Origin of the sequence: Pseudoalteromonas sp. NC201 (genome assembly GCF_002850255.1) — a bacterium.
Classification (GTDB): domain Bacteria; phylum Pseudomonadota; class Gammaproteobacteria; order Enterobacterales; family Alteromonadaceae; genus Pseudoalteromonas.
Genome location: NZ_CP022523.1, coordinates 717,916 through 736,664, shown reverse-complemented (window position 1 = coordinate 736,664; position 18,749 = coordinate 717,916). Strand labels below are relative to the sequence as shown.

General features: G+C 39.8%; 15 protein-coding genes and 3 pseudogenes. 9 read left to right on the top strand and 9 right to left on the bottom strand.

Annotation, left to right across the window (positions count from 1 at the left end):
• Nucleotides 1–100: 100 nt before the first annotated feature.
• Together PNC201_RS21085 and PNC201_RS21080 are read right to left on the bottom strand one after the other, a co-directional pair.
• Nucleotides 101–1,519 carry an MFS transporter gene (locus PNC201_RS21085; RefSeq protein ID WP_102058317.1) on the bottom strand — a complete coding sequence of 473 codons (1,419 nt, stop codon included), beginning with the start codon at nucleotides 1,517–1,519 and terminating at the stop codon, nucleotides 101–103.
• 271 nt (nucleotides 1,520–1,790) lie between these two features.
• Nucleotides 1,791–2,285 carry a hypothetical protein gene (locus tag PNC201_RS21080; RefSeq protein WP_102058316.1) on the bottom strand — a complete coding sequence of 165 codons (495 nt, stop codon included), beginning with the start codon at nucleotides 2,283–2,285 and terminating at the stop codon, nucleotides 1,791–1,793.
• Nucleotides 2,286–2,945: 660 nt separating this feature from the next.
• On the opposite strand from PNC201_RS21080, the gene PNC201_RS21075 reads away from it, so the two are divergent.
• The gene (locus PNC201_RS21075) at nucleotides 2,946–3,821 is read left to right on the top strand and encodes a trypsin-like serine protease (protein WP_223229984.1); all 876 of its coding nucleotides are present in this window, start codon (nucleotides 2,946–2,948) and stop codon (nucleotides 3,819–3,821) included.
• A gap of 194 nt (nucleotides 3,822–4,015) precedes the next feature.
• Here the strand turns inward: PNC201_RS21075 and PNC201_RS21070 are convergent, their stop codons facing one another.
• Nucleotides 4,016–4,336: a response regulator transcription factor gene (locus PNC201_RS21070; protein WP_010603835.1), complete on the bottom strand. Its 321-nt coding sequence runs from the start codon at nucleotides 4,334–4,336 to the stop codon at nucleotides 4,016–4,018.
• Between the two features lie 364 nt (nucleotides 4,337–4,700).
• Between PNC201_RS21070 and PNC201_RS21065 the strand changes: the two genes are divergently transcribed.
• From PNC201_RS21065 to PNC201_RS21035, 6 genes and pseudogenes are all read left to right on the top strand, one after another.
• On the top strand, nucleotides 4,701–4,940 hold the full coding sequence (locus tag PNC201_RS21065) for a hypothetical protein (RefSeq protein WP_010603836.1): 240 nt from the start codon (nucleotides 4,701–4,703) through the stop codon (nucleotides 4,938–4,940).
• A gap of 69 nt (nucleotides 4,941–5,009) precedes the next feature.
• Entirely contained in the window at nucleotides 5,010–6,188 is a 1,179-nt protein-coding gene (locus PNC201_RS21060) for a radical SAM protein (protein ID WP_010603837.1), read from the top strand.
• A 1-nt stretch (nucleotide 6,189) separates the two neighbouring features.
• Complete coding sequence (locus PNC201_RS21055) at nucleotides 6,190–7,764, top strand: hypothetical protein (RefSeq protein WP_102058315.1); 1,575 nt, start codon at nucleotides 6,190–6,192, stop codon at nucleotides 7,762–7,764.
• Nucleotides 7,765–7,791: 27 nt separating this feature from the next.
• Entirely contained in the window at nucleotides 7,792–8,946 is a 1,155-nt protein-coding gene (locus PNC201_RS21050) for a glycosyltransferase (RefSeq protein WP_010603839.1), read from the top strand.
• 140 nt (nucleotides 8,947–9,086) lie between these two features.
• Nucleotides 9,087–9,335: pseudogene (locus PNC201_RS23575) on the top strand (transposase); the annotation flags it as partial.
• A 573-nt stretch (nucleotides 9,336–9,908) separates the two neighbouring features.
• On the top strand, nucleotides 9,909–11,159 hold the full coding sequence (locus PNC201_RS21035; protein ID WP_102058314.1) for a hypothetical protein: 1,251 nt from the start codon (nucleotides 9,909–9,911) through the stop codon (nucleotides 11,157–11,159).
• Between the two features lie 466 nt (nucleotides 11,160–11,625).
• Here the strand turns inward: PNC201_RS21035 and PNC201_RS23755 are convergent, their stop codons facing one another.
• The 3 genes and pseudogenes from PNC201_RS23755 to PNC201_RS21025 form a co-directional block, all read right to left on the bottom strand.
• Nucleotides 11,626–12,201, bottom strand: coding sequence for a formylglycine-generating enzyme family protein (locus tag PNC201_RS23755; protein ID WP_442793317.1), 576 nt, complete (start codon nucleotides 12,199–12,201; stop codon nucleotides 11,626–11,628).
• 261 nt (nucleotides 12,202–12,462) lie between these two features.
• Nucleotides 12,463–13,767: pseudogene (locus PNC201_RS23750) on the bottom strand (FMN-binding glutamate synthase family protein); the annotation flags it as partial.
• 12 nt (nucleotides 13,768–13,779) lie between these two features.
• Nucleotides 13,780–15,519, bottom strand: coding sequence for a hypothetical protein (locus PNC201_RS21025; RefSeq protein WP_102058313.1), 1,740 nt, complete (start codon nucleotides 15,517–15,519; stop codon nucleotides 13,780–13,782).
• 411 nt (nucleotides 15,520–15,930) lie between these two features.
• Between PNC201_RS21025 and PNC201_RS21020 the strand changes: the two are divergent.
• A pseudogene (locus PNC201_RS21020) lies at nucleotides 15,931–16,147 on the top strand (cupin); the annotation flags it as partial.
• A 232-nt stretch (nucleotides 16,148–16,379) separates the two neighbouring features.
• On the opposite strand, the gene PNC201_RS21015 reads toward PNC201_RS21020, so the two are convergent.
• The 3 genes from PNC201_RS21015 to PNC201_RS21005 all read right to left on the bottom strand — a co-directional run bounded on the left by PNC201_RS21015 (nucleotide 16,380) and on the right by PNC201_RS21005 (nucleotide 17,613).
• On the bottom strand, nucleotides 16,380–16,583 hold the full coding sequence (locus PNC201_RS21015; protein ID WP_102058312.1) for a hypothetical protein: 204 nt from the start codon (nucleotides 16,581–16,583) through the stop codon (nucleotides 16,380–16,382).
• 341 nt (nucleotides 16,584–16,924) lie between these two features.
• Nucleotides 16,925–17,137: a transcription antiterminator/RNA stability regulator CspE gene (gene cspE / locus PNC201_RS21010; RefSeq protein WP_102058311.1), complete on the bottom strand. Its 213-nt coding sequence runs from the start codon at nucleotides 17,135–17,137 to the stop codon at nucleotides 16,925–16,927.
• A gap of 257 nt (nucleotides 17,138–17,394) precedes the next feature.
• Nucleotides 17,395–17,613 carry a hypothetical protein gene (locus tag PNC201_RS21005; protein WP_102058310.1) on the bottom strand — a complete coding sequence of 73 codons (219 nt, stop codon included), beginning with the start codon at nucleotides 17,611–17,613 and terminating at the stop codon, nucleotides 17,395–17,397.
• Here PNC201_RS21005 and PNC201_RS21000 point away from each other — a divergent pair.
• Nucleotides 17,612–18,643 carry an IS110 family transposase gene (locus tag PNC201_RS21000; protein WP_102056325.1) on the top strand — a complete coding sequence of 344 codons (1,032 nt, stop codon included), beginning with the start codon at nucleotides 17,612–17,614 and terminating at the stop codon, nucleotides 18,641–18,643. The two genes, PNC201_RS21005 and PNC201_RS21000, sit on opposite strands and share 2 nt — an antisense overlap.
• Nucleotides 18,644–18,749 lie beyond the last annotated feature (106 nt).

Genomic DNA, 18,749 nt, shown 5'->3' with positions numbered 1-18,749 from the left:
CCTTTCCTGTTCTGATGTAAAAACTTTAAAAAGCGAAAATTAAGAAAACCTTAAGTTTGAAAAAAGGCGGAAAAAATTTTTCGAAATACGCATTCCTGTTTTAAAACGCTTGCTTTCGGCTAATCACAAATACGGCAACGAGCGAGACCAAAATAAACAGTGCGGCGAGTAAAAAGGTCATTGAAAATGCCATATTCAGCTGTGCAGAGCTTGCCAAGGTCGCACTCTTGACCTGCAACAACAGGCTAAATACACCACCAAGTAATGAGGCTCCGGTCATTAACCCTAAGTTTTTACATAAATTAATGAGCCCTGATCCCATGCCCTTTTCTTTTTCGGCTACTGTCGTCATCACAAAGGTATGGTGAGCCGCTAGAAACAACTGCCTTCCGGGAGTTAACACAAATAACGCGACAACATAGCCATAAAGTCCAAATAATGAAGGTAGGATTGCAAAACTAATTGTCCCGATGAGGATCATCAGCAAGCCCAAAAACATGGCAAACGCGATGCCAAAATGATCAACCACCTCGCCTGACGGATAACCAGCGACAGCAGCAATACAAGGTCCAATAGACACAATAAGACCAACCGTGACCGGGCTCAGCCCTAACGCATAAGTGAGATAAAAAGGCCCGACAACTAATGTCGACATCGCGATGGCGTCAACTATAAAGCTCACGATTAACGAGGTGTTGCGTAGCTTGTGTTTCAGAAAAGCCAAACTCACAAGTGGAAATTGAGCATGCTTTTGGCTTTGTACAAAACAGTAGATAAAAGCCACAGAAAAGAAGAAAAATACGCTATGCAAGACAAGGCTAAACGAACTACTCGATGGCATAGCCAACACATAAAATAGGCATGACACTGACAGCCACACACTTCCAATAACATCAAAACGCTGTAGCTCAGGTGGACTTGCGACATCATCAGGCAGAAATCTTGCTATTAAAAAGTAAGCTGCACCACCAAGCAATATCATCAACCAAAAAGTGAACTGCCATGATAACCACTCTAGCATTGCGCCACTTAGCAATGGCCCCAGTGCCGTGCCAATCGCAGCGGTAGTACCGAGTAACCCCATTGCAAGTCCAACTTTACGCTTTGGCATCGCAACGCTTGCCAGTGCAAATATTTGAGATAATAACAGCGCAGCGCCAATGCCTTGGAACAGCCTAGCAGCAATCAACATCCAAAGATTTACGCTCAGCCCAGCGACAATGGAGCCCACACAAAAGACGCTGATCCCAATGCGAAGTGCCCTTTTTCGGCCAACACTATCTCCAACAGCGCCAGCACCAAGAATAAACGCGGTAAGCGAAAGCAAATATGCCACAACGACCCAATTCACCAATGCCTGCCCCACGCCAAACTCCTCAGCAAGTGTTGGCAACAAGACATTGATACTACTCATGCCAAGCGTAGGCAAAATGAGTACCACAGCCAAGCTGAACAACACCCGCTTTTGTCCGGCCCCCAGAGCAATTTTATCCTCTGTATTTACCGTATCTTCTAACATGCGTTACCACTCCTACCATTGCGCCATGCTAATAAGTGGTGACTGTACTACTTCAAGTGAACTTGAGGTCAAGAGTGTGGTTGGGTTTGAAGCTTGATTGGCTTAACTGGATTAACTGGATCAACTGGATCAACTGGATCAACTGGATCAACTGGATCAACTGGATCAACAGCAAAGCCTTAGATAGTTTTAGCGCATCGAAAAGCCAGTAACTTAATGTGCTGAGCAGCAGTGATTGGCTCTACGGCACAGCACTTTGATTATTAAGTTCCTAAAACCTTGTCGCTATGTTATTTATCACATTTTGAAACTGTAATTGTTGTCCAAAAACCTCTATTTTATGAATTACTTGCGCTTCAAGAACAAACGCTATCCCGTGTGTTTCCTCTTTGTTGTAACTACTAAATATCGTAATTTCTTGAATAGATTTTTGTTTGACATTCTGTATTTGATAGGTGCTTGCGACCTCTTCTGAAAGTATCTTGAGCCAAGCAGGCAATTTCATTCTTGAATCGACCTCAAATAAACTCCGTATAAATTGATGTTCATGCCCAGATAAATCAACAGCAGGTACAAACTTTTGCGGATCTAAAGTTTCGTGAAGTAATTTACTGTCTTTAAACGCTAACACTAACGTTTCAGACACATGCGAAATAGCGATAGGTGAGTCAACCTTTAACTTGACGACCTTCGATAAGGTAAGCTCTTGAGCGCTAACCTGCATGCCCCAAAGCAATAGAAAAGTTGCAAATATCATCCTTATCATGCGTTGTTCCTTTCAATTTATTTTATGTGATTGCCGCAAAGCAGTTTAGCTTTCAGACATCTCCTTGCAAGCAACTCGCTTTTGATTGCATAAACGGCAAATAGCCTAGGGCCTGTTTATCTTTCAAGTTTGTTTTTGCAGCAGTTTGATTGGTATTTATACAAGGCAGAGCCTGCGTCGCATAGTTATTCTATGTGAGTCAGGTGATAACACAGTAGAAATGCCAATCAAGCGCTGCCCTTTGGGTTCACTTGAGTGCGCTTTGCTCATTGTTGCTCAACTTTTGCCTAGATTACTAGGCGGCAAGTCGAGCGTCGCAACCAAAACACACTCAGGAGAACAAAAGTCAAACAGCAAAGGTCAACAGGCCCTACAGCACATAAATTAACTTTACCTTAATGCTGTTACCTCACAAACTTGATTGCACCAGTCACATTTCTTATCAATCATGTTTCCCAACTAATTTGCACTATTTTTGGCGTCATAGCATGAAAATAACCATTTGTTTTTATTTATTTTAATCTGGTGAGCGTGCAGATATTTTTGAGAGGGATCGTCGTATGAAAATAGGTACATTTATTGATGCATTGAAAAGAAAGTTTCAGTATGATGATTTATTGGCCACTTTGGAAATAATAACAATATAATAAATAAGGAATAATGATGAAATACCTTGCCATTTTTTTGCTCATGTTTGCCTCTTTTCAGAACCATGCGGTTGTCAAAAGACATGATGTTGACCCTGACTTGTATAAGGTTAATAGCATCCCGCAGTTTTATGTTGATATGCCATTCCAAGGCGGTTCGGTGTTAATCGATAAGCATTGGTTATTGGCACCAGCCCACGTCATTTATACGTTTATGTATGACTACCAAGACAAACCTATCATGGTACATGGCGTTGAAAATCAAATCGCACAAATCATTATTCACCCGGATTACAAAAAGGTAGAAGGTGACTGGAGTGAAGGCGACCCGGCACCGCTTATGGAGCAGCTAAATAACGCCAAAGACATTGCGTTAATTCGCTTAAGTAAGCCTGTGACACACATTCAACCCATCGCTATATATGAGGGAAATGAAGAGTTAGGCATGGAAATAACCGGGTTTGGTCGCGGCGCTATCGGAACGGGAATAACGGGTGAAGAGCACGACTCTGAGGGACCAAGCTTAACTACCTATGCATGGTACCAAGTCACCAAATTTTTCTCAGATTGGGCTTTCACTCAAGACGACTATCAAATGCATGTTTACAACAACGTGATCACAGAAGCAAAAGCACACTGGCTCAGATTTACCTTCGAACAAGGAGCCGATGCGCTACCGTTAGAAGGCACTATAGGCTCAGGAGATAGCGGCGGCGCAGCAATCATTTATCAAGGCTCAACTCCGGTATTGGTTGGATTAGCTGCATGGAGAGAAATTGAAGGCGATTTGGAAAATTATACTTTAGGAAAATACGGTTCAACCGCAGTATTAACGCGTGTATCTTATTACCAAGATTGGATAAATAAGCATATCAATAAAGGCCAGTAGCAGGTAAAGCGCGTCTAAAAGCAAACCATAAGACGGTTGCTAAATTTACGAAGGTAATAAGGTATGTTGATCGTTGTGATAAAACAGCCACTGCGACTAAAAGCTTACAGGAATGGTTTGCCAAGTAGTGACAAGTCTTTGTTAAATTTAAGCTTGTCTCTGCTTCCCTTTGAGCTTTAATAAACAATAGCAAGCTAAATGATAGGCTCTTTGGCGTCATTGTATTGTAGTTTATCATTTACAGCCTCATTCTGCTCCAATACATCATGTCTAAAGTACCTAGCCGACAGCACTTTTCTATTGGCAACACCCAGCTTGTCGTAAATGTTTCCACAATGAAACTTCACGGTATTTGATGAAACATGCAGCTCAAATGCAATGTCTTTATAGGACTTCCCTGATAATAAAAGTAGTAATACATCACGCTCTCGGCTTGATAATTTAGAAAAACAGCAAGACACACCCACCTCCTTGATCACATAAAAATTACCTTTAAACTCAACATTAACATTCAAATGCTTTCACCTCAATAAAAACAATCCTTCATTTACTTTCATATTGATAGCAGCTGTTATCTGAAGCGGTATACATCAAACAATTTTCGGCGCAACAGCATCACTCGCAACTCCTCAGCAGCTATAACCATTTGGCAAAAGTTGGTCGCCTCAAAACTACCTACTTAGATAGTTTCATTTAACTTACGTACTGATAAATTAAAAGTTCAGCATTAAGGTACAAAAGTAAACATTATTAACTTTTAAGGCCAATAAGAGCTGATTGATATGACAACGTCACTACGAGTGAATTACGAAGTAATGCCTCCAGACATAGACTTCTGTAATTCGAGATATTAATAACAATCTTTTACAAGGAAAGCTCATGATAGAAAAAAGTAATTTATTCAACCAACTACAACAACACGAGGGAAAGGTAACAGAAAGCCCACTAGTGACTAAGCTACTAGAGCCTGAAGTATTACCTTCCATTTCAGGTGGAAACTACGCCCAGTGTGGTGGCTCAAATCCTGGCTATGGACAAAATGGAGGAAGTTACGACCAGAGAAATGATGGGAGTGGTTACACTCAAGGTTCTGGAAGTTACAGCCAGCGCTGTTCATAAGTATAAATCTATGCCCATGTAATGCAAAAGCATGGGCTACTTTTAGCCTAAAAATAGAAAGAGATAATAATGCTAAAGTCTATAGATAGATTGCAGGTTATATTAAAAGTATCTGAAAGATGTAATTTAGCATGTACATATTGCTATTATTTTTTTGGTGGCGATGATTCTTACAAAGATAGACCTGCATTAATTTCAGGCAAAACCGTTGATGACTTAATTGACTTCCTCCTTCGTTCATTAAAAGAAATAAAGATTTCTGTTATCGAGATAGCTTTACATGGTGGGGAGCCTTTGATGCTCCCGCTTAAAAAGTTTTCAGATTTATGTGAAAAACTAAGTAAAGGGCTGTCTGAGCATACCCAGTTGAAGTTATCAGTACAAACTAATGTAACTCTAGTTACTGAAGAGTGGATTACGCTCTTCGAGAAATATCAGGTGAGTCCAGGCTTAAGTATTGATGGCCCAAAGAGCTTCAATGATAAATTCAGAATCGACCACAATGGTAAAGGCTCTTATGACAAAATAAAGGCGGGCACTGAACTTATAACCAAGGCGGCCTCCGAAGGACGACTTACTCAGCCTGGTGTCATTAGCGTATTAAATGGCACCTTTGACTATAAAAAAATCACTGAGCACTTAGTTGAAGATTTAAATATAAAAAATTTAAGCTTCTTGTTCCCAGATATAAGTCATGACGACCCATTCCCTAACAATACAACAATCAATGATTATAAAAAAGCAGTGCTCGATATTTTTAATCTTTGGAGAGAAACTAATAATTTTTCAACACGTCAAATTGAAGACAAATTTAGAATATTTCAAAAGAGGGAAGGAGGAGACAATAGACCATATGATCGAAAAGAAATAATAAACAATCAAATAATTTGTATTCAATCAGATGGAACGATAACCATTGATGATTCATTCATTCCAACGAGTGAATGGCGAAAAATGGCGCCAACAAGCAACGTAAAAGAAACCACATTAAGATCATTTTTGGAACACGAAATTTTTAAAGAGATAGATAAAATTTACAAAGAAACACCTGAAGGCTGTAAAGACTGTGTATGGGAGAAGCTCTGCAGAGGCGGAGACTTAGAAAATAGATACAGTAAAAACAACGGGTTTAATAACCCATCCGTGTTTTGCGAGGCAATAAGTGCATTATATTTTGAAATTACTCAGCATTTAGTCTCCAATGGCTATCCTAAAGATGAAATCCTTAAAATTATAGAAGGGAAGTAAAATGATTAAGATTTTTATATTTTTTAGTTCGATGATACTTTCATTCTCTAGTTTCGCAAAAGAGAGCTGTACTTTTCCTGTAAAATTAATACTTAAACAAAGCCCAAAAGGATTGCAGGTCGAATATCGAGCTAGCAAACCTTACACTGCATTGAAACTCAACGCATCGAAAGAAACAGAATCTGCATTTTTAAATATTAACCAGAGGGAAAATATAGCTCATCATAGTAGTAACATAGTTCTAATGAATGAGAAAGGCTTAACTACCTCATTCCTTCTATCCCCCTTAAATAAGTATATTAACGCAACATACGCGCCATACGTGAATTTAGGAGACTCTCATGGCGTATTCATGACCGCAATCACTCCAATTGCAATGAAAATAAAGCCAGATGACGAATGGGAAAGTTTAGAAGAAAATTGCATCACTTTTTTCGCAGAAAAAGACAAAAAACTGGTAAGTGTAGAGAAGAAAAATAACTTTTTAATATTTAACTTTAACGAAGAATCAGTGCTCGTCAGTAAGAAAAGTAAATTCAACTTCATCTTCAATGATAATCTACCACAATGGCTAAGTGATCTGATAACTGAAAATTTCAAAAAGTTTCACAGTTATTACAGTAAAGAATTAGCACTATCAAATGATAAAAAGTTAACCATTGTTGCAAGCTTCGAGAGTCCAGAGTCTGATTTTTATGATGGCGGAGTGCATAATGGTAACACTTTTGTCTTAAGGTTTGGTGGTAAACGTTACCTCAATTTTAGCCCTGCTATTGCTCAACACCTAGAACAATTTATCGCTCACGAAGTATTCCATATTTGGACAAGTAATGACAGTCATGAACCTCACTGGCTTAGCGAAGGTGGTGCTGAATTCGCAGCTAATATAGCCAAGCTCAATTTAAAGCTCATCGATAGGGAGCAGTTTGACACACAAAATAATCTTCAAAAGCTCACCTGTTCGCTTGAGCATAGCTATAAGGTAATACCGGGAACGCAGTATTGGCCAGGCCGCTATAGCTGCGGACATGCATTTTTACATCACTTAATTGGGGAAAAACAATTTTTTCACTACTGGCGACAAAAACTTCTTAACACTCGAGAAAATAGTCTCAATCACTTCGTGAGTAATATATCTCCTGAAAGTAAAACGGCGTTAGGTGCGCTCACTTCTGGCAACTCAACTCCCCCACCCGAAGAAGCGATAATAAAAAGCTATCAGCAGCTAATCGGTGAAATAATAATTAATAAATCCACTCCTAACCACATATTAAAAAAAGCAATTTTTAGACATTTTATGACGTCGGCATGTGATGGCTTTTTTTCATTCGAAACTCGCGAAGAGCGAGTAAGAATATACCAACATTCCAGTTGTCCATCGAGTTTCGAAAAAGCAAACGGATATATCGAAAAGATAAATTCGCTGGATATTCGAAGCGACGGATATTTGCTTTTAGATAGCTATAATAAGTCATGCTCTACGAGAGGTGTCCTAACTGTTGAAGGGAAAGAATTTTCTGCAGATTTACCATGCAAATTTTCACCTTCTATCTTTAAGAACTTTCGAATCCAATAAAAACAACAAAATAATGGAAGAACACAAATGATATTGCATGTACTAGCCCCCCCTCATACCGTAACAACAAATCAGGACTATCTGTTTTGCGCCTTCACGCAAAAAGTCGTCAAATTCTGCAAAATGATGAAACCTTTTTTTAAGATCATTCATTATGGTCATGAACGATCAGAGGTTGACTGCCATGAACATGTAACTGTGACGACCGACGACATTTTAACTAAAGCATACGGCGGTAAAAGTTGGCAAGATAGTTATTGCAATCACAGCACATTGGACATCGCTCATCATAAATTTAAACAAAATGTTCAACGAGAACTAGAAATTAGAGTTGAAGCTGGAGACGCTATTTTATGCTTTTGGGGTAATAGTATGGAAGAAGCGGTATCCATGTTCGAGGAAAAATGTTTCATCATAGAACCAGGCATCGGCTACGATGGCAAGGGATGTTTTGCTCCTTTTAAAATATTCGAGTCATATGCTCATATGAGCTATGTTTACGGTCAATTGGGGATAACACATCCCAAACGTTACGACGCAGTAATACCAAACTATTTTGATTGTGATGATTTCGAATACTGTGAAGCTAAAGATAACTATTTTTTATATCTTGGTAGGATGGATCCCAATAAAGGTTTAGTAATAGCTGTTGAAGCAACGAGAAAAGCCAACGCTAAGCTTATTGTCGCAGGTCCGGGAGATATCAATCACCTAAGTTATAAAACAATTCCAAGCCATGTTGAGTTTGTGGGTTATGCTGATTTAAATAAAAGAAAGCATTTACTTAAAAAGGCCAAAGCTCTCTTTCTGCCAACTATTGTTCTTGAAGTGTTTGGGGGCGTTATGATCGAAGCCATGTTGAGTGGTACACCTGTAATTTCTAGTGATTGGGGCGGCATTCCAGAAAATAATCTACATGGCCTCACAGGATTTAGGTGTCGTAACGAAGAGCAGTTTTACTGGGCAACCAAAAATATAGATAAAATTTCTTCAAAACATTGTAGAGAATGGGCTGAAAACAACTACTCAATGGAACGCGTTGCAAAAATGTATTCAAGCTACTTAATAAGTCTAAAAAGAAACTTTAGACATCAAACTAGAGAGCAAACGTTGCAACAAGATTACTCAGAGTTAGCAGAATTAGACTGGCTTAATAAGTACTATCCAGCAATAGAGTCATAAGTTAAGCCTAGCCAATTTAACTTAATCTTGACTTCGGATAAGAATTTAAAAAATCAAAGGAACGAATAGCTCACTTCCTGACCAGTTCATTCGACCAAAAGAAACGAGCGTGAATAAGTTAGTTGAAACCTATTGCGAGGGTCTGTCACGTCATTCGCGCCAAGAGAAATAAGGTATTTGAAAGCATTGCTCAGGATAGCAAAGGCACCATGGTCTGATCGTTTAGATTTACACTGCATTTGATCGTCAATCACATAGGTGAAATTGTGGCGTTGAAGCTAACAAACGTAGATGATCGAAAGCTGGTGACAGAAATGGCCTACACGCTCTTTCGCAAACTCTGCGGTTACAGAAGTTACATAAACACAGCACTGTCAGGAGAACTCATAGGGGAAACAATGTGAGAAGTGCAGGTCAAACAAGCGCTTTTGCGCTGAATGAAAATATAGAGGTTGGATAAATAATAAGTGAACTTTTATATTTACTTTGCACTAGATAACGATATATCGGTTAATACAATCATCAAATCCCAATAAAAAGCGCCTACTGGAGCGGAAGTTTTTAGATTTTGTTGGTATTAGTCCAAAGCATTTAAGTAAACTTGTACGCTTGCAAAGCACTTTAACACTAATCGTAAAGACAGCCTCACTAACATCGCGTACAAAAGTAATTGCTATAACAATTTCACTTTAATAAGGACTTTAAAGCATTCATAAGAGTTAAATTCTCGAAATTTTTTCGATAACGACAGCAGTTTCTTCGCGTTATTTTTAGATGCAGAAGGCAATCGCTGAGGTCTGCATTCGCCAATATAAATATGTTGCTATTTTCGCTTTGCACAACCAGATATTTACAGCCTGAAATCATGGCGAAATCTACTATACTGTAGCGAGCTCCATTTTGTCGGCCTTCATTTCGACACTTTAAGGATCATAAATTTGTTAATTTTTAGGGGACCAAATATGAAAGTCATCTGTTCATTGTTTTCAGCTGTTCTGTTTGCTATTACCACATCCGCACTTTCTTATGAAATAGGGAAAAAAGCAGTAAAGAACGAGTCCGCCCCCACCTTTGATACGGATAAATTAGGAATCGTCGGCATCGAATGGGAGCGGAACCACGAAAAAATGACTGTATTAGCTTTACAGTGTTTGGCCGAAGCAAATATCAATGAAACTGAAATCACCAATATGCCGAACGAATGCAATTCACAGATTTCAGAGAATAACAACATTGACATATATTCATCGCCCAATAAGTATCCGGAGGCGATTAGAGATTACTACCAACTGGTAAAGTCGATTAGATGGTCTGATGATCCGACACGGCAAGTGCAGAATAAGGATAGAACCGCAGCCAAATTTGCAGCTACCATAAAGCGTGTTTGTAACCGCAGACTGGATGATGACCCTGATAACAAGATTGATATTACAGATGACGGATTACTTTGTGCCAGTCATTTAGGGGAATTACAATTTTTACACTCCATGGCATCAGCTAACGGCATACCAAGCGAGAAGACTCTGAATAAGGTTATCGAATGGTCAAATTTTGCTTTCAATCTATCTCTTGGTTCAAGCGACCTTAGTCAACCGTATTGCGACCACTGGTCTAGTGGTGAATACCCAAATATTGAACCAGCGCTTGGGGTAGACAATGTAAGAGCAAAAGGCTGGTGTGAGGAAAGACCTATTAGTTTTTGGTCTCGTTTATTTAACACTGAGCTTTGGAATGGCAAACAAAAGACTTTCAAGGGATTCAGTGTTGCAACGACGTTCAACTTAGCGTGTGACGGAATGTTTATTTCCGCTAGCTGTACGGTTATTGAAAACGAAGATGAGGTTCGGATGGCTGCATTAGGGTCAGTCTTACATTTGATTCAAGATTCATATTCAAAAAGCCACACTGATAGAGGAGCCCCTGGAGTTTCACCTTCTGTTAAATGTGATCCAGTAAAGGCTTTTCGGAGTTACAAGGATCAGAACACACAAATTCATACGAAGTCGGACAAGTGGCCCAGTTTTGATTCAAACTGCCGCAATCGAGAAGAAGGAAACACAGTTGATCCAATTACGGCTTCTGCACAGATAATTTGGTTGCACGCGAACCCAAAGACGACAAATACAACTGTGACCACACTTATTAACTCTGTATATGGAGAAGTTCCAAAGGGCGTGTTGTCTACTGCTGGTGAAGGCTATTCAGCTGAATAATGGAAAGGAAAACGTTTACGCATTACTGACGCATTCAATTTATAACTATTGAAACTACAAACCAAATCATAGAACAACTAGAGGTATCGGAGGATGTCAGCTTAACACCTTCGATGCCCTAAAACCTAAAAAGCTTTATAAATCTCGCCAGAATAACACTTAATCATTAGAATTCATTTTTTGATTTATAAAAGTAAAACAAAGATAAGATAACCAACAAAATAGCAATACTAAAAAAGAGTTCATTAAACTCTCCGTCAATAAAGCTAGCAATAAAAAACAATAAAGTAGCTAAAACAAACCCGATAACATTTGAACTTTTCATAAGCTAACCCCCATATTGCAAAAAATCCCACAGTTTGGGGTTCTAGGGATTTTCCCCTCGAAAGTAACATAGAACCCCTCTAATACTAATTAGCTGGTGGCATTACCTGTTAAAACATATACATATGCCAACAAAAAGTTATTACTTTCCAACATATCTTAGGGCCAATCTAAAGCTTTTAAAGTTGGCTGCGGGTCCATTCGGATCTGAACCACTGTGTTGTTCGCTTCCAAAGAAACCGCCATAGTATCCACCCCGCAAATAGATATCTTGACCAGAAAAGTCGTTGGTCATGGTAAAGTCGTAAATATAGCTATAAAGATCGTACAAACCATAAGCATTAGGTGGCGCTATTGTGCCAACTCTAAGCATATCATTGCTATGGGCTTGTGCTGGGGACATACCAGATAACTCCTTGCCTTGTTTGTCCAATGGCAGAGAGCCGGAATAATATTGTGTTGTAGTACCTGCACGGCAAGCATGGATCCATTCTTCTACACTTGGCAAAGAAACTTCCCAACCAGTGCCCACCAGATCACTATTCAATTTTGCAGCGAAGTCAACACACTCTTGACGAGTTACTTTATTCACTGGGTTATCATCAAGTTTAAACTCACTTGGTGTCGAACCTGTCACTCGCTGCCATTCTATTTGACTAATCTGAAATTTCCCTACGTAATAAGGTTCCAAGTGAGGACGGTGCTCACTTCCACTCATTAAAGGTGGCACCAACCGCATCAATGCTCTAACACCTAAGGTATTCAGGACTATTTCTAATGGGTAACCTGCATCAACATACTGTTTTTGTGTTAAATAGGCCTGTGCACTGCCGCTCGCTAATGTCACACCTTTACACAGTTGCTCAAAGCTTTCCAACTGTTTGACAGCAGATATTTTTATTTTGCTCTGACTGATTAGGTTATGTAAAGCCAGCTTACCCGCACTATCGGGTAATTCAACCGGAGTAAAATCGTTTGTAATTCCGGCATAAGCAATACCGGTTAATTCCGATATTTCTTTATGCCAAGTGGTTAAGTCGTCCATGGAAAACTGACTTAATGAATTGTGACCACAGGCTCTTGCCATAATTTGCATAAGGTGTGTACTGGCATAAAAGAAACTATCCAGATCATCCGCTCTATCAGCTATGTTCAGTTTATTAACCAGGTTTTGATCCTGAGTAGCAATTCCTGCCGGGCAGTTACCTGAATTACAAATTCTTGCGCCAACACAACCGATTGCCTGCAGCACACTGTTTGATAAAGCAATACCATCCGCTCCTAGCGCCATCGCTTTGATAAAATCAGCCGGGACCCTTAGCCCACCTGTGATGATTAGGGTTACTGAATCTGAGGCTCCCTTTTTCATCCCCTGAGCATCAAGATAATTTCTTGCTCGGGCTAGCGCAGGAATAGTTGGAACAGAAATATGATCTCTAAATATATTGGGTGCAGAACCTGTACTGCCGCCTCGACCATCAAGGATGATGTAATCAGCAGTGGCATCCAAAGCAAACTGAATATCACGTTCAATATGGTTTGCGCTGATTTTAAAACCAATGGGTACGCCGCCCAGCCCTTCCCTTATCAGGTCAGCAAAGTCTTTGAATTCACCCGGACTTGTAAAGTCCTCGTAGGTAGGAGGAGAGATTGCTGTTTGGCCTTCCGTAATATGACGCACCTCAGCAATCTCCTTCGTAACTTTAGCGCCTGGCAAATGACCGCCAGTACCCGTTTTTGCGGCTTGCCCGCCTTTAAAGTGGAAGGCTTTAACTTTGCCGTTATATTTTTCAAAAAACTCTGCTTCTTTACCTGGCTTAATACCGTTTCGAGCAGTCCCCATTTCAAACAGGTAACGATTATTGGCGGCCAGTTCCTCTGGCAGTATTCCTCCTTCGCCAGAGCAAATGCCAGTTCCTGCGTAGTTTGCTCCTTTAGCTAACGCTATTTTAGCGTTTTTTGATAAGGCACCATAACTCATGTCTGAAACAAACATGGGTATATCCAACACTAAAGGGCTTTTAGCTCTGGGACCAATAACCAGCTGAGTATCGACGGTTTCTCCGTCAAATAGCGGTTTTTTTGCGAGTTGGGCAGTTAACAACTGAATATCGTCCCACTTAGGTAAGGTATTTTTGGGCACTCCCATTGAAGTATTGGGGCCATGATTAATATGTTCTGGCTCATCTGTCGCAAGATCTCGACCGAGTTCAATCAGTTCTATTATGTCAGCTCGTTTATCTTCAATACTGTTTTTGATCTGTCTTTTTAATTCGGTATCCATATCTTTACCCCTTTATTTTGCACGCAAGTATTCTGTTAGAACGGCTTTTACATCATCGGGAAACTGCCCACTTGGCGGCATAGGGTTGACGGTTTCATATAAACGGTTAATGATCCGATCACGATTTTCGAGCCGCTTAAAGTCGGTTTCCGTGACCAATCTAGGTGAAGCCATATCGCTGGTATGGCAGAAGCTACAATGGTCCTGGAGATATTTAAGCGGTTGTTCTTTTACCCTGGTCATAGTCCAGTGTTCGTCCCATGAACAGTTATTGTCTTTCGCAGAACAACCTTTGATGTGTTTTATCGCCTTGATATAACGAGCGATGCTTTGTTTCTCGCGCTCGGCGTTTCGTTCAGCCACTGAATCGTACCCAAGCCTAAGCGGCAGTAACCCATCGGTTAGTACTTTCTTGTCGTGAAAGCCTTCGTTTCTCAATGACTTGGAAACATTACTTAAGTAAAGTTTTGAGCGAATGTGATACTTTTTAACATCATCAGGGTTTAGCTGCCCAAGTACAAAGCCTGCGTGCACAAATCGATCACCGTAGTCAGCGTTACCGATGGCATGACAAACGGTACAAGGCTTGGCTTCCTCGTCCATTAATCGCATCGGGTGATTCCATTTAGCCGCCATCAAGTTGTTATAATACTTATCTCCGATGTCAAAACCTTCAGATTGAGCTAACTCATTTATATAAGCTGCAAGCTCTCCTTTCTGATCAAACGGTGATATAGGATCGTACAACATACCGGGTCGACGCTTTGGGATAACACTTTCACACTTGGTATTTAGGCGCTCGCGACGAGGCATATTTTCCCTAGCCACTTCACATTCCTTTATGCTGTTGTAATGCTGAGAGCAGGATTGAGTTTTAGGATCGACAGCACAAGCAACGGGCTCTGTAAAAGGAAAACGTACAAATGGTCCCTGAGAATGACAGCCGACACAACCACCAACAGGTAATGACCAATGTTTGACCGACTCGGGATCAAAGTCGGTAAAGTTTGGCGGTGGAATTTCCTTACCAGTAACCAGAGGAATAGCCGCTATATTTTCAATTTTTGTACTGCTTTCCTCCGTTTGTTCATTCACAGAAGTTAAGATCCATTTCCCCTTAACTTCCGCTTCTAATGTTGGCTGACCAGCAAAAAAACAGGTTTTCCCAGTATCTCTGTTGTAACCTATCATGCCAAGCTCATTATAAAGATGTGGGTCATCCATTATTTTGTTGTTTTTTCTACATATATAAACCCAATCAACTTTATTACCATTAGCCAATACATTATTAATGTATTTGATTCTGTCACCAGGAACACAGCCAACATTTTTCATATCGCGAAATATAGCACTGGGCTTATCACAAGTTGTAACATCAGCAAAACCACTACTATTAAAACTGACTTGCTCACTTCCACTACCAAACCTTGGAATACTTGCTGGTATGTTGTGGCGGTTCAGAGAAACAACTGAACCGTCTGCCATAGTCCTGGTCATAGGGATCGGCTGAGCCAACGTGCAGTCAACCTGTTCAACAGGGATTTGACCAAGCTCTTCTTCACAAATTTCAAAGTATTTTTTATTAATCAAAACTTCGATAGTGGTTGGTTCTGGTCGCCTTTTGGTTATAGGGTCACCCTGCCCAGAATATATATACCCATCAGGTAATTGTTGAGTACTGTTAGCCTCTTTTGCAACGACGAAAGAGCTAAGACATGAGAGAAATAAAATAACTTGGACTACATTTACCATAACAAACCGCCCCTGATTAACTGCCAACGTACTGTTGACCGCAATGACTAACAAATATATAAAAAAATTAACACAAGGCCGTTCATGATGATATTACATAGTATTACATTCAAGCTGACTTGAAATTCGTTGGGAGAGCCGCAATTATCTTGTTTTGCTTGATTGACTTTGCAGAAGATAACCCCCCATTTTAGTTATATCAGGACTTCCAAACTTGAATATCGATATATAGCTAGATGGGGTTCGATGTTACTTTAGAAGGGAAAATCCCTAGACTTCCATTTTGATGCGATAAAAGGCACCTTTTTCGACGTGTATCAAAGGTAAACGCCTCCGAATTACCCCGCTCCAAGATAAGCTTCGCCAAAACCCAACCTAGTTTGTGAGTACACTCGACTTATAAACTAACGTTCTGATCAGCCTTATAAGGTGGCATGTTAATGACGGTGAAGAAGTCTTTGTCGTGTTAGATGGTGTTGTTGACATGTTTTATAAAGAGAATGGTATTGAGCAATCAGCCCTGTTGCAAATTGGTGATATTTTTTATGCATCAATTGGCACTGAGCATGTTGCTCATCCTCGTGGAGCGCCGAGAATTTTGGTCATAGAATCAGAGGGAAGTGTATAAAAACTAGTGTAAGCATGATCCACTACCCTTATTTATACAAACAAAGAAGTGGTTTAGATGAACGAACTAATGTAGGGTTTGTTCAGATGAGTTGGTTAAGATAAACGCTAACTTTTCTATATTAGCTTTTGGTTCATTCCTTGAACTTTGCAACTAAGATAAGCAAATTTAAAGCGGGATTAAAGGCAGATACATGCCTTGTCATTTTCTTTAATGTTGAAGTTTATGAGTCTTAAGACTGCCTATTGATGAAACGTTCAGCACGCGCAAAGAGCTTGTCACACTTATCTTTCTGCTCGCTATACTCAACCGTATCTTCCGCAAGAGCATCAAGCACTTCTTTTGCTTGACGATATTCACCTACCACTTGTTCAAGTTTACCTTCAAAATCCTCTTTCCGTGTTTTTTTACTACTTTGTCTTCTTGGTCTAGCCATAACTCACTTCTCTTTAAATCAAAGCCCCAATAATTTCTTTCGCTCTCGTTCAGACAGAATATCTTCGATTTTTCTTCTTACAACGTGAATATTATTTGACTTAATTTTATCAAGAGCCGCGTCTTCGCCACTCTTTTTTTTCGACTGCTTTTTCAATTTAAAATCCTACCTCTCAAAACAAAATAATATGAACGAAAACGCATAAAACTCCCTTTCTATGTGAGTTAAAAAACGCACATCGATTAAATGGAGTTTTATGAAATTATGGTGTTAATATTGAAATGGACTTTTACTTTGAGAGATGGATATTGACTGGAAGTCCTCTCCAGTCTATTCGCCACTTATACTAAAGTAACGTTAGCAGCATTTGGACCTTTAGCCCCCTGCTCAACATCAAAGGCCACTTTTTGACCTTCATTCAGTGTTTTAAAGCCTTCGCTTACAATTGATTTAAAGTGAACAAAAACATCTGGACTACCATTTTCTGGTGTAATAAAGCCAAAACCTTTTAACTCATTAAACCATTTTACTGAACCTAAAATCTTGCTAGACATATATACCTCGATATATTAAAAAATATTAGTTACTAAGTATGTAATAAAGGAAAAGATATCGCAGAGCATATATGACGAACTGGTTCGAAAGGAAACTGAGAAGAACTTGAACTAAATGTTACATTAATAGGTAACTTATTGAGTCACCCACTATACACGAAATATGACTAATAGATATAAGTTTCTTTTTTATTTTATTTATTCAACAAAATCAACAGCAAAACCTTTAGCATTACACCCTCGACTATAGATGCTTACTACACCTCACCCAAATATTGGATCATCCGTCCTGAGTGTTTCTCTTCTTTAAAGTCACAACTGATTAAACGATTCTGAAAAAAATTATCTGTTAAGCAGCGGGTGTCGTGGATATCGCCGCTTGCTAATCGTGATGGATGATGAGATGGACGCTCCCAAATCGGCGTCAATGCGCCAAACTGATAGTTGCAAACACAGTTATTAGGAGAGTCCATCATGAATAACGTTAGCACGCTTTCAATTGATCTAGCAAAAAATGTATTCCAACTTTTATCGTTTGATAAGCAAGGTAATAAATGTTTTTCCAGAAGGTTAGATAGAGCAAAGCTCTTGCAAACATTGACCCAATTACCTGCTTGTAATGTTGTTATGGAATCATGCTCAACGTCTCATTATTGGGGGCGGTACTGCTTACAAGCTGGGCACCAAGTTCAGCTTATCCCTGCGCAACATGTTACCCCTTTTGTCCGTGGCAATAAAAACGATAAAAATGATTGTATGGCGATTTATGAAGCGAGCCTTCGACCTAACATTCGCTTTGTTCCTGTAAAAACAGAGCATCAACAAGCAATCCTAGCACTACATCGCTATCGGGAGCGGCTCATACATAATCGAACCGCCTGCATCAACCAAACATGTGGTTTGTTACTTGAATTTGGCATCGTCATCAAGAAGAGCTTAAAGTCTTTTCGTGCAACCATTGCTGATCTGCTCAACCGTAATTTACATGGAGCTTTAAATCTACTCCTCAGAGACGTTTATGAAGAAATGCAAAAGTTAGACGCCAATATTAAAAATGTAGAGGCACAATTTAAGCAGTTTAATGAACAGAGCCAAGCTGCTCAAATTATCCAATCCATCCCCGGAATTGGGATTATCAACGCATCGGCATTGAGTGCCACAATAGATAAAGGGCAAGCATTTTCTAATAAAAAGGAGTTGGCTGTGTGGCTTGGGATCACACCACGTCAATATGCTTCGGGTGAAACCAATAAGATGGGAGGGATCACCAAACGAGGTGATCGTTATCTAAGAAAACAACTCATTCATGGTGCCCGTACAGTGGTCAATCATGCGCACAAAAAGCAGGATGATTTAAACAAATGGATCAACGCATTGGTAGAACGTCGCGGTAAAAATAAAGCGGTGGTGGCCACGGCCCACCGATTGGCTCGCTTAATGTGGATATTGCTACAAAGAAATGAACCTTATAAAGCCCAATATACACAAAGTGAGGCGCAATCATGACTCAAATTATGGCTATTAAGGAGCCCGGTCGTGACAAGGGCCTCGAGCCCGAGTGGGTGTTTATGAGCCCTTGATAGCCATATTCTCATTGCTGTAAACATAACGA

What these genes read in the sequence shown, in the direction of transcription:
- PNC201_RS21015 (WP_102058312.1), bottom strand. Translation starts at nt 16,583, where the DNA reads ATGGCTAGACCAAGAAGACAAAGTAGTAAAAAAACACGGAAAGAGGAT.
- PNC201_RS21075 (WP_223229984.1), top strand. Translation starts at nt 2,946, where the DNA reads ATGATGAAATACCTTGCCATTTTTTTGCTCATGTTTGCCTCTTTTCAG.
- PNC201_RS21080 (WP_102058316.1), bottom strand. Translation starts at nt 2,285, where the DNA reads ATGATAAGGATGATATTTGCAACTTTTCTATTGCTTTGGGGCATGCAG.
- PNC201_RS21060 (WP_010603837.1), top strand. Translation starts at nt 5,010, where the DNA reads ATGCTAAAGTCTATAGATAGATTGCAGGTTATATTAAAAGTATCTGAA.
- PNC201_RS21000 (WP_102056325.1), top strand. Translation starts at nt 17,612, where the DNA reads ATGAATAACGTTAGCACGCTTTCAATTGATCTAGCAAAAAATGTATTC.
- PNC201_RS23755 (WP_442793317.1), bottom strand. Translation starts at nt 12,201, where the DNA reads ATGAGTGGAAGTGAGCACCGTCCTCACTTGGAACCTTATTACGTAGGG.
- PNC201_RS21035 (WP_102058314.1), top strand. Translation starts at nt 9,909, where the DNA reads ATGAAAGTCATCTGTTCATTGTTTTCAGCTGTTCTGTTTGCTATTACC.
- PNC201_RS21025 (WP_102058313.1), bottom strand. Translation starts at nt 15,519, where the DNA reads ATGGTAAATGTAGTCCAAGTTATTTTATTTCTCTCATGTCTTAGCTCT.
- PNC201_RS21055 (WP_102058315.1), top strand. Translation starts at nt 6,190, where the DNA reads ATGATTAAGATTTTTATATTTTTTAGTTCGATGATACTTTCATTCTCT.
- PNC201_RS21065 (WP_010603836.1), top strand. Translation starts at nt 4,701, where the DNA reads ATGATAGAAAAAAGTAATTTATTCAACCAACTACAACAACACGAGGGA.
- PNC201_RS21085 (WP_102058317.1), bottom strand. Translation starts at nt 1,519, where the DNA reads ATGTTAGAAGATACGGTAAATACAGAGGATAAAATTGCTCTGGGGGCC.
- cspE (WP_102058311.1), bottom strand. Translation starts at nt 17,137, where the DNA reads ATGTCTAGCAAGATTTTAGGTTCAGTAAAATGGTTTAATGAGTTAAAA.
- PNC201_RS21005 (WP_102058310.1), bottom strand. Translation starts at nt 17,613, where the DNA reads ATGATGGACTCTCCTAATAACTGTGTTTGCAACTATCAGTTTGGCGCA.
- PNC201_RS21050 (WP_010603839.1), top strand. Translation starts at nt 7,792, where the DNA reads ATGATATTGCATGTACTAGCCCCCCCTCATACCGTAACAACAAATCAG.